Annotated in this window: 8 protein-coding genes; 6 read left to right on the forward strand and 2 right to left on the reverse strand. The window is 39.1% G+C overall.

Going from position 1 to position 10,777, the window contains the following annotated elements; all coding sequences use genetic code 11:
• The first annotated feature begins 4 nt into the window (after positions 1-4).
• Positions 5-634 carry an LA_2219 family laminin/E-cadherin/plasminogen-binding protein gene (locus tag EHQ49_RS13665; protein ID WP_135580221.1) on the forward strand — a complete coding sequence of 210 codons (630 nt, stop codon included), beginning with the start codon at positions 5-7 and terminating at the stop codon, positions 632-634.
• A 74-nt stretch (positions 635-708) separates the two neighbouring features.
• Here EHQ49_RS13665 and EHQ49_RS13670 read toward each other — a convergent pair whose 3' ends face one another.
• Positions 709-1,680, reverse strand: a complete 972-nt coding sequence (locus EHQ49_RS13670) for an LEA/WHy family protein (RefSeq protein ID WP_135580222.1) — start codon at positions 1,678-1,680, stop codon at positions 709-711.
• 32 nt (positions 1,681-1,712) lie between these two features.
• Complete coding sequence (locus tag EHQ49_RS13675; protein WP_135580223.1) at positions 1,713-2,483, reverse strand: exodeoxyribonuclease III; 771 nt, start codon at positions 2,481-2,483, stop codon at positions 1,713-1,715.
• 50 nt (positions 2,484-2,533) lie between these two features.
• Between EHQ49_RS13675 and EHQ49_RS13680 the strand changes: the two genes are divergently transcribed.
• The 5 genes from EHQ49_RS13680 to panC are packed head-to-tail and all read left to right on the forward strand — an operon-like array spanning position 2,534 to position 10,774.
• Complete coding sequence (locus EHQ49_RS13680; protein WP_135580224.1) at positions 2,534-5,284, forward strand: adenylate/guanylate cyclase domain-containing protein; 2,751 nt, start codon at positions 2,534-2,536, stop codon at positions 5,282-5,284.
• A gap of 5 nt (positions 5,285-5,289) precedes the next feature.
• Positions 5,290-7,413 (forward strand): FecR domain-containing protein, encoded by a 2,124-nt coding sequence (locus tag EHQ49_RS13685; RefSeq protein WP_208732224.1) that lies wholly within the window; start codon positions 5,290-5,292, stop codon positions 7,411-7,413.
• Complete coding sequence (locus EHQ49_RS13690; RefSeq protein WP_135580225.1) at positions 7,403-8,587, forward strand: LIC11435 family protein; 1,185 nt, start codon at positions 7,403-7,405, stop codon at positions 8,585-8,587. Before EHQ49_RS13685 ends, EHQ49_RS13690 begins: the two co-directional genes overlap by 11 nt.
• Before the next feature lie 43 nt (positions 8,588-8,630).
• Positions 8,631-9,923, forward strand: coding sequence for a histidinol dehydrogenase (gene hisD / locus EHQ49_RS13695; RefSeq protein WP_135580226.1), 1,293 nt, complete (start codon positions 8,631-8,633; stop codon positions 9,921-9,923).
• Entirely contained in the window at positions 9,920-10,774 is an 855-nt protein-coding gene (panC, locus tag EHQ49_RS13700; protein ID WP_135580227.1) for a pantoate--beta-alanine ligase, read from the forward strand. Before hisD ends, panC begins: the two co-directional genes overlap by 4 nt.
• The last annotated feature ends 3 nt before the right edge of the window (positions 10,775-10,777 follow it).

A 10,777-nucleotide genomic window follows, 5' to 3' on the forward strand; every position in this document is an offset into this window, starting at 1 on the left:
CGAAATGAAATTCTTGCATTTGTTTGTACTGGCTTTTTTATGTTTTCTTCTCATCCATTGCCAATCGACTCCTTCTACAGATACAAAACCTGAAGTCACTGGAGAAATTCTCCCAACAAAGGATGTCCTTCCACCACCAGGTGGTGAAGGGGAAATCATTTTAAACGAAAAAGGAGAAGAGGTTCAAAACCATACAGGGGAACTTCCTTTTTTCCAGAAAAAAAGTGACCAACCAACAGAACTATTCCGAGTTTTCATAGCTTCCGATTCTTATGCCGTAAGGCAAATCCGCCATTCTGATAAAATTCGTAGAAAACCAGATCCAGGTGGTGATGAACTTTCTAAAGAGGAAATGAAGAAGTTTGACCTTCTGACCTTTGTTGACGATGGGATGATCACTATTGGACTGAATAGCGTAACAGGTAAATTGGAATCCATCGCCTTTGACCGCCGGGTACCAAGGATCAACGACATTGCGAAGATCATTCAAAATGACGCTTCTCGTTTTAATTATGAACATTCTTCGAAAGATGGAACTCCTATCATCACGAAGTTTTTGATTAGTTACCAAATTCGTCTCTATCCAGGAAAGACTAGAGATGAAATCAAACAGATGTTACAGAAGAAGAAATAAATTTATCGATTTGGCAAAAGCGGGCGAATTGGAAATTCCTTCGCCCTTTTCTTTCCTAAAACCTCAAACAAATTTCACCACTTAAAGTTCCCTTGTTTTTCGTATTGAAAAGGAATGGTTTCTTGTACGGCAGGAACTTTCAGCCCCGAATCTCCTTTTAAGTCAAACTGTGCCGTTCGTGATTGGATGGTTTTATAGAGAGAGGAGCTAATGGAAGTTATTGGAAACTTTGTCGCTACTTTGACCGTTGAAGTTTTTCCCGAATTTATAATTTCTTTTGGAGTTCCATTTAAGAATTTTTCACCGGCTAGATTTAAGTCATAGGTAAGTCCCGTAAGGTTTAAGTTGGAAGCTGCTTGGTTAGAAAATACAAAATCAAATTCTGTGTTTAGATCCAATTTCAGACCAGAAAGACCAGCTTTGGCTGCAGAAGTAGCAGGTTGTTTTGTTCCTCCTAGAAGTCCCTTTAAAAATCCAGTTGCTGTGTCAGCAAGTGCCCCTGTATTGGATGCACTCAGAATATCAGCTTCGGTTGGCATAAGAATTTTGAAATTTTGAATTTCTACGTTAGGAAGGATGGCTGGGATTTCCCGTTTTTTGACAAAAGGAAAACTAAGGGAATCTTTTCCTAGAAGTTGCCACTGTTTAGGAATGGGAACTTTCATATTTCCTTCGGCACTTACTTCCAACAGAGGTTTGTTTGGAAATTTTTTATAAAGATTGAGTAAGTCTGTATATTTGAGTTTCACTTCCAATGGAAGTTGTTTTGTTTTTTTCCCTTCGATAGCACCAAGGTCTGTTTTGATTTGAGAGAGTTTTAAACCTTCAATTTTAATATCCATATCAAGCAATGAACTCGGAATGGAAACAGGATACGGATTTTCCACGGAAGTCACAACGTTCAGAGTGATGTCCGTGAAAGTAATACTTTTGATCGATAAAGAATCAAATTCAAAGGCAGGCATCGGAATTTTATCTTGGATCACACCAAGAACAGAACACTGAAGAGTTAATAAAGAAAGGATAAGGGGTGCGACCAATTTCATCTTCAAAAATATCCTCTGAAATAAAAACTTTGTCAAGTGAATTGGATTTTCATTACCACAGGTGCATGGTCAGAGAGAACGGGTTCTTTGGCAATATGAACGGATTCAATTTTATACTTAGGGGATTTTGTAATGAAAAAATAATCAATCCTCCAACCTTTATTGTTTTTTCTTGCTTGAAAACGATAGGTCCACCACGAGTAATCATCCCGAACTTCTGGGTTCACCACGCGAAAACAGTCGAGAAAACCTAACTCTAAAAATTTTGAAACCCAAGCCCGTTCCTCTGGCAGAAATCCGGAGCTCTTTTGATTTCCTTTGGCATTGTGGATATCGATTTCGGTATGGGCAATGTTGACATCCCCGCAGACTATCAGTGGTTTTTTCTTTTTAGTATAGGGTTTAGCCATTTCAAAGAAGGAATCTAAAAATTGGTATTTTATCTTTTGGCGTTCTTCCCCGCTGGTTCCGGAAGGGAAGTAGAGATTCCAAAGAAAAAAATCGGGAAATTCTAGAAGTAATGACCTTCCTTCAGATAAATAGATTCCATCACCAAATCCGACAGTGACCGATTTTGGTTTTAGTTTGGTAAGAACTGCCGTTCCGCTATATCCAGGTTTGTCCGCAAGACAACTATGCACTTCATACCCTAAATCGCGAAATTCTTTGCGGTCAATTTCGGTCACAGGGGCCTTGGTTTCTTGAAAACAAATAATGTCAGGATTTTCCTGACAGATAAAATCGAGCAAACCTTTGCTCAAACTGGAACGAATTCCGTTGCAATTTAACGTGATGATTTTCATCTAGAATTGAGATCGATTGTATGGCGTAATAAGTCGATACTAAAAAAGGCATGATAGAAATTTCCGCAGAAATTCCGTTCCTCCGAACGTCCAAACTCGCGTTTCTCTTCTGGGATGAATCTCCTAGTAGTTTAGAAACTTGGGACTGGAACGAGGGGATTACTATATTCTTTCAAACTCGGCGTGCCGGTGAATTGGAGTTTCGTTTTGGGCCTCCTCTTTGGGGAATCCCTACAGAGACAAATCGTCTCGAGTTTCCTTTTGTTTCCATTCATAATATTGCAACAAACAAGTATTTGGCGAATGAACTTGCAGATTTAGGGGAAGATAAAACTGTTTACGTTTTAGTTCCTAAGGGTTCGGAATTAGAGGCGAGATCTGTATTTGCTCGTTTGGAATATCTATGGGATGATAAAATTTCTCCGGATCGGATCACTCATAAATTTGGCCTAACTGGAAAAACAAGTTCGGTGTCCGACTCTACTGTTTCCCATTCCCTTGTTTCTAAAAAAAATAACATTAGTTATCCACCATTAGAATTTGTGGGTAAGTCTGGTCGAAAAAAAGAAAGAGAAGCTGTGTTAGTTTCTGCCAACGATTCGAGGACCCACTTTGAAGAAGTAAATGCGGAGCTTACTTATGAGGAAAGAGAAGAAATTTCTCCTGCCGATGAATCTCCGAACCATCCTTATGATTTGATCGAATCCTCTTTTTCCGAATCGGATGTGATTGAAACAAAATCGCTCAAACCAGAACTGGTTTCGGAACCAAAGTCTGCCGAAACAAAAGAAACACCTGAAGTACAGGTATTCGATGATTCATCGAATACAAAGTTTTCTCTTCAGTTGAAAATGATGGGAGTCATTAGTTTTCTATTTGTTCTTTCTGTATCTGTCATTATCTTTTTTGCTTCTTTTTATTTTAAAAGGTCCATAGAACTTCAGTTACGTGACAATAACATACGAATAGCAGAGATCATCGGCTCAAAAGTAAAATCTGATATTTTAGGTGTTGTTGAAAAAGGTCGCCAAATTGCGATTACACTTACTACTCAAGGACTTCCAGAGACCGAAAGAAAACTTCTTATCAAAACTTTTTTTCAAAATGATAAAGAATTCATTTATTTGGGAATCTTTGAAAGAAGAGAAAACACTCTTGTAATGAAACGAGAAGTTTTTAATGAAGAAGAACTGAAAAAAAGTTCCGTTACCGAAGAAGATTTCCATGCCGTAGTGAATAGAAATAGGGACGCATTGGCGGAAGCATTTAATGGTCAGGCCGTACTTTTGAATTCGAGTCCCGGTTTCCAGGAACCTTCGTTCGCCATCGCCATTCCTACATCAGAAAATGGGGAGAATGATAATGCTCTTGTGATGATTGTCAAACTCGACAAAATCATCGGTGCCTTTTCGAAAAAGGGAATTGAAACTACTTTTATGGTGAATGGAAATGGAATCGCACTCGCTCATCCGAAAGAAGATTTAATTCTTGCGGCGACGGATCTTGCTTCCATGCCTATCGTTAAGTCCATGTTAACTAGTGCACCGAATACGGGGCAGATGAGTTATTTAGATGAAGAACTCGGTGGTAACTATTTAGGATCATTTCAAAAGATTGGATTTGCGGATGCGGGTGTCATCACGATTGTGTCCGAAGAAAAGGCCTTTGCTGACGTTTACAAAAGCCAAAAAACGAATCTATACATTGCTGGGATTGGTCTTTGTTCGGCACTCATCTTTGTGTTTTTCTTTTCCAAAACAATTACAAAACCTGTATTACAACTTTTAACTGCTACTTTAGAGATTGCCAAAGGGAATTTCAAAATTGGAATCAAACCTACTACTCAAGATGAAGTAGGACTCCTTACCAAATATTTCATAGATATGGGTGCAGGTTTGGAAGAAAGAGAAAAGGTAAAAAATATTCTCGGGAGTATGATTGATCCTGTTGTGGTACAAGAAGCTATGGTGGATCTTGCTGCTTTGAAACGAGGATCAGAAACTCATATCACTGCATTTTTCTCGGATGTTGCCAGTTTTTCTACCATCTCTGAACAATTAAAGTCAGCAGATCTCGCAGCCCTTTTAAACGAATATTTATCTGCCATGACCCTTCTCTTAAAAAAACACGAAGGTGTTTTGGATAAATACATTGGGGATGCGATTGTGGGAATCTTCAATGCTCCGGTTCCAGTTATGGATCACGAACTCAAAGCTGCGCGCGCGAGTGTGGACATGGTGATGAAACTGGCTGAATTACGGACATATTGGACCGAGAACAACCTGTATTCCAAAGAAGCCCAAGTGATGGATGCTCGTATTGGACTGAACTCAGGACCTGCTAAGGTTGGTTTTATGGGAACAGATGCACTTGCTTCTTACACTATGATGGGAGATACCGTAAACCTTGCAGCAAGGCTCGAAGCAGCTGGAAAAGATTATGGTGTGAATATCCTCATCACGGACCCGATTCGTGATGCCATTCAAGGAGAGATGGTGACTCGTTATTTAGACCTTGTGAGAGTAAAAGGAAAAAATGAACCAGTCAAAATCCATGAACTTATTGGTTACCGTTCGCTTGTAACACCAAACGCGATAGAGGCGGCAGAAATTTATGAATCGGGTTTCAATGCATATTTAGCTCAAAATTGGAGTTTGGCAATCAAACTATTTACTGATTCCGAAAAAGCTAAAGATAAAAAAGATAAATCCAGTCATATGCTCATCGAACGATGTGAAGAGTATAAATTGAATCCCCCAGGTTCTGGTTGGGATGGTGTTTTTACAAGGACACATAAGTAAAACATATGAGGCTGTTAAACGATACAAGATTTGTGGTTTCTTCTTTGATACTACTCATTCTTTTATTTTCCTTCCTTCTCCATAGGAATTTAAACTATCGTTTTAACGATTCTGCTGGCCCGACCATCGGGGTAATCACCTTTAAAAACAAAACCGTCCTTAGAAAATACAATGATGCTGTGGTTTGGGATTTAATTGAATCCAAAACGGAAGTAAAAAATCGCGACACTATTCGCACCGAAGGTCTATCGGACGCCGTACTTACGTTAAACGATGGAACTAAGATCAATATATCCGAAAACTCCATGATCCTTTTGGATATTTCTGATAAAAATATTAATATCAATTTTGCTTATGGATCTTTTGAAGCGGCCCGTGAAGGAACAGTTTCTGGTGATATGAAAATGAATATTACTGCAGGAGACAAAACGGTCGAGGTTGCGAGTGGTGATGTCAAACTTGATAAAACGAAATCAGAATTAAACATCAAAGTCGATCAGGGAGAAGCAAAACTTACCTCTAACGGAAAAGAAGAAACCATTGCCAAAGACCAAATTGCCAATGTTACCGATTCTGGAGTGAAGGTAGGCAAACCGGTATACCGATTGGCAACGCCGGAAGATCGTAAAAATATACTTTCTGAGTCGGGTACCGAACGGATTTCCTTTTCACTTTCTGGTTGGAAATCCGATTCAGTAAAACAAACAAACCCATATATTGAAATTTCCTTATTTCCTGATTTTTCCAAATCCTTTATTAAAGAAAAGCTAACCTCTGCTAGTTTGTCTAAAAAATTAGGGTCCGGTTCTTATTATTGGAGAGTATCTTATGAAGATCCAACTTCTAAATCCAAACTGACAACCGAAGTTTTCCAATTTAGAATTTTGAGTGATCCCGGACTTCGGATTTTAAGTCCAAAATCGGGGGAAGTCTTTACATATTCTCAAGACATACCTGTGGTTCGGTTTGTTTGGAATCCATTGGATCTTTATTCATCTTATTCTGTACAAATTGCTAAGGATTCTAATTTCACTGAGGGACTCGTATCCAAACAAACCCAGAACCAATCTCTTGCTTTTGATTCCTTAAAAGAAGGCAGTTACTTTGCAAGGATCCAAGCCAAATCCAACCTTCCTGGAATTGCTGAAAAATCGTCCACTGTGGTTAGTTTCCAAGTTTCTAAAAAAACAAATACCACTCCTCCGGAACTATTAGAACCGGTTCGTGGAAAAACATTTGCCGAAGAACAAACCCGATCGCAACTTTTCTTTTCTTGGAAAGATGATAAAGACTTTAGTGGATACGAATGGGAACTCAGTAATGATTCCAACTTTCAGTCTAAGGTAAAATCAGAATCGACAAAAAATAATTTTTTGAAACTAACCGGTGGTCTTAATATAGGAACATATTTTTGGCGAGTGAAAGGTATTGGTTCCAATGGACAGGCCATAGAATCTAAATCAAATACATTTACTGTGATTGCTAAAGAAGAAATGGAACTGGTTGCACCAGCAAACGGAGCTGAGGTGGAAGTGGACGAGCGTTCCCTTGTCGTTCTTAAATGGAGAAAGTTAACAGGTAAATCCAACTATGAAGTGGAGATTGCAAGGCAGTCAGACTTCCAACCACTTGTTTTAAAAGAAACTGTTTCTGGAAATTATTTTGAATTCAAATCAAAAGATTTGGGTAGATTTTACTGGCGGGTTCGGTCTGTAGAAGGAGATGGTGATCTCAGTTCGGTGCGTAATTTTCAGATGATATCTGGTATGGAACCACCAAGTCTTCTAACTCCCGTTCGGAATGAAACAGTGGATTTGTTTTCGAGAAACTCTGTTGTTTTTACTTGGAAACCTGTGGATAAAGCTTCTGGATATCGAATTCATTTGATTGATATATCTGGAATTCGAGAAAAACAAATTTTGAATGAACGCACCAATTCCACCAAACTACAGTTTAGCGAAATTCAAAAATTGAATGTAGGTCGGTTCCGTTGGGAAGTCGCAGCTTTGTACAAACAACCAGATGGAACAGAAAGGGAATCGGCTTATAATAAACAGGATTTTTTCATTTCTGTTCCTGAACTGAAGGTTCCTAAAATCCTAACTCCAGGAAAGATTTATGTGGAATAAGTTTTCATCTTTTTTATTAGTTTTTTTGGTTTTTGTTTTTTCCCTTTCCGCACAGTCCTCAGGTGAAGAACCAACCCAATTCCAACTTCGTTGGATGGATGTAGAAGGTGCCACGGGTTATGTTTTGGAAATCAAAAATTCCAGTGGATACTTAGTGCTTTCCGAACGAGTGAATGGAACTAGTTATGATTTAGTTAATTATACTTCTGGAATTTATGAACACCGGGTAGCGGTAGTTAACAAACTCGGAAAAGTGGGAAGTTATTCCGAGTGGGTAAAATTTGAAGTCGTAGTATCTAAGGTTCCCACGCTGACAAAAGATTCTGTTTTTGCTGTCTCTAAAGAAGAAAAGGAAAAAGTATTTTTACTCGAAGGAAAGGATTTCATTCATCCCATGAAGGTTTATATGGTAACTAGTGGTGGAAAACGAATCCTTGCCAAAAAAGTAATCATAGAATCGGATTCGGTAGCCAAAGCGACATTTGCCGTTGATGCTGATACAGATACAGGAATTTATGATTTGGTATTAGAAAACCCTAGAAACAAAGTTCTGACTGCCAAACAGCGTGTTGTTTTATCTGATTCCAAGGAGAAAGCTGCGAGTTTTGCTGCAAGGCAAGAACGGATTGTTCGTAAAGAAATTCCAGAAGATTATTACGAAACTCCCTATTGGTCTACTCTTTGGCGTTCGACTATTTTACCTGGTTGGGGACAAAAATACATCGATGGCAAAAATTGGAAATTGTATGTATTCCCGTTAGTTGCTGTTTCTGCCACTGCAGCTTATGCGAGTTCTTATAATAAATTTTTAAGTGCAAGATCGGACTACCAATCAGCGGTATTACTTGGTGCTCTGCTAGTGGATAGGCAAGATGCACAACTTCTTTGGTTAGTGAATCGAACGAACGCAGAGGCGAAATTTAATACCGCAAAAACAGAGTTAGGTGTGATTCAGGCCGGCGCAGGTATTTTGGGTGTATTTTTACTATATAACATTGTGGATTCTTATTTTTCTGCAAAACGAAATGTGGCAAACTACGAATCAGGATTTCCCTTGGGTGAATCGGCAAAAAGGGTACAGGCAACGGTGACAACGGATGCCGGTTGGAACCAAACAAAATTGGCTTATGAATATGGGTCAAGGTACCAAATCGAATTCTCTTCTCGTTTCTGACAAAAAGCTTGTTTAGGGAAGGACTTCCCTCCAAGCTGATTTTATGCCGATTCCTATCTTAAACTGTGACAGAAATTCACGGAATCAATTTGATCGTTTTCTCGCAGGAGCTCAAGAAGATTTAAGTTCTGCAACAGAGAGAATTCTTCCGATTTTAGAAGCTGTAAAATCTCGTGGGGACAAAGCTTTAATTGATTATACCGAGAAATTTGACGGCATCAAACTTACCTCGATCACACTCGACCCACAATCCATCCAAACTAATATCGATCCAAAAATCAAAGAATCCTTTCTGCGAGCTAAGGCAAATATCGAAGCTTTTCATGAAGCTCAAAAAAGAGAATCCTGGTCCAAAGTTATTGATGGTAACAGGTTAGGTGTTAAATACACTCCGATTCCTTCTTTGTCCGTATATGCCCCAGGTGGAAAGGCATTGTATCCTTCTAGTGTACTTATGGGTGTCATTCCTGCAAAAATTGCGGGAGTAGGAAATATCCAACTCATCACACCGCCCCAAAAAGACGGACTTCCTGAAATTCTGATCTGGCTTTCCCAAATCCTTGGAGTCAGCCGAATTGTCACTGTGGGAGGTGCTCAAGGGATTGCTGCCACCGCTTATGGAACAGAATCCGTTCCTAAATCAGAATTTGTTGTGGGTCCTGGAAATGCTTACGTAGCTGCCGCCAAATCTTACTTAGCGGGTCAAGGACTCATTGGAATTGATAGCCCTGCAGGTCCAAGCGAAGTTTGTATCATTGCTGATTCTTCTGCCAATCCCAAATGGGTCGCTTGTGATATGTTATCACAAGCAGAACATGGTGAGGATTCCTCTGCCATTTTACTCACCACCGATCCAAGTTTTGCCAATCTTGTGAGTGAAGAATTAGAAAAGGCATTTGTAGAACGACCGAAACGATTGGAAATGAAACAAAATTCCATCTATAAAAATTCTGCCATTCTTGTATTCCCGAATCTTGAAGATTGTATTTGGTTTTCGAATGAACTAGCACCGGAACATTTAGAAATCCAAACTAAGGAAAACGATTTTGTTTTTTCCAAAATCGAACATGCGGGAAGTGTTTTCCTTGGACCTTATTCACCAGTGGCTATGGGTGATTATATCAGTGGCACAAACCATATTCTTCCCACCGCACGTGGTAGTCGGATTTATTCTTCTCTCGGTGTGGATACCTTCTTGAAACGAGTTACTTTTCAAGAAGTCACAAAAGAATCCTTAGAAACCTTGTATCCCTTTGTTAAATTAATGTCTGAATTGGAAGGTTTGGACGAAGAACACGGAACTAGTGTTAAAGTTCGGACAGAGGATTCAATATGATCGTTATATCCGATATATTAGAGTTAAAAAAACAGATTGGAGAATGGAAAAGAGAAGGGTTAAGTATTGGTTTTTGTCCTACTATGGGTAGTTTACATGCCGGCCATATGGATCTTGTAGAAACATCCAAGAACGAAACAGACAAAACCATTATGTCTATCTTCGTGAATCCAACTCAGTTCAACGACCCAAAGGATTTTGCGCAATATCCAATAAAAACGGACGATGATCTACGGTTATGCGAAGAAAAGGGGGTAGACTTGGTTTTTTTACCTGAGGTAAAAACAATGTACCCTGAAACTAAAACTCCCATTAGTTTAAGTATTCCTGAATTACAAAAACATCTTTGTGGTCGGACTAGGCCTGGCCACTTTGAAGGTGTATTACAAATTGTATCTAAACTATTCCATTTGACAGAACCAAATAAAACTTTTTTTGGTTTGAAAGATTACCAACAATACCGAGTGATTTCTGCGATGGTAGAAAACTTAAATTTCCCTTTGGAAGTGATCGGAGTTCCGACACGGAGGGAAAAAGATGGACTTGCCATGAGTTCGCGAAACGTTCGTTTGTCAGAAAAAGATAGAGAAACGGCAAGTTTGATTCCCCGAATGTTTGCTCTAGCCAAAAAAACCATTCTCGGGGGTGAAAAAGACATTCGACTCTGGAAAGAGATTTTAAGAGATTTTTTACTGACCGGATCTTCCCTACGTATTGATTATTTGGAAGTCGTTGATCCAATCCATCTCCAACCAAAAGAAAGATTAGAGGGTGAGGTTCTTTTGGCGATTGCTGTATTTGTAGGTGAAGTCCGCCTCATAGACAATCAAATCATAACCATTCCTAGTTAAACA

The organism is Leptospira perdikensis (genome assembly GCF_004769575.1).
In the GTDB taxonomy this organism is placed as follows: Bacteria; Spirochaetota; Leptospiria; order Leptospirales; family Leptospiraceae; genus Leptospira_A; species Leptospira_A perdikensis.

Excerpts from the sequence above, each read along its gene's own strand:
- EHQ49_RS13665 (WP_135580221.1), top strand. The coding sequence starts at position 5 with ATGAAATTCTTGCATTTGTTTGTACTGGCTTTTTTATGTTTTCTTCTC.
- EHQ49_RS13670 (WP_135580222.1), bottom strand. The coding sequence starts at position 1,680 with ATGAAATTGGTCGCACCCCTTATCCTTTCTTTATTAACTCTTCAGTGT.
- EHQ49_RS13675 (WP_135580223.1), bottom strand. The coding sequence starts at position 2,483 with ATGAAAATCATCACGTTAAATTGCAACGGAATTCGTTCCAGTTTGAGC.
- EHQ49_RS13680 (WP_135580224.1), top strand. The coding sequence starts at position 2,534 with ATGATAGAAATTTCCGCAGAAATTCCGTTCCTCCGAACGTCCAAACTC.
- EHQ49_RS13685 (WP_208732224.1), top strand. The coding sequence starts at position 5,290 with ATGAGGCTGTTAAACGATACAAGATTTGTGGTTTCTTCTTTGATACTA.
- EHQ49_RS13690 (WP_135580225.1), top strand. The coding sequence starts at position 7,403 with ATGTGGAATAAGTTTTCATCTTTTTTATTAGTTTTTTTGGTTTTTGTT.
- hisD (WP_135580226.1), top strand. The coding sequence starts at position 8,631 with ATGCCGATTCCTATCTTAAACTGTGACAGAAATTCACGGAATCAATTT.
- panC (WP_135580227.1), top strand. The coding sequence starts at position 9,920 with ATGATCGTTATATCCGATATATTAGAGTTAAAAAAACAGATTGGAGAA.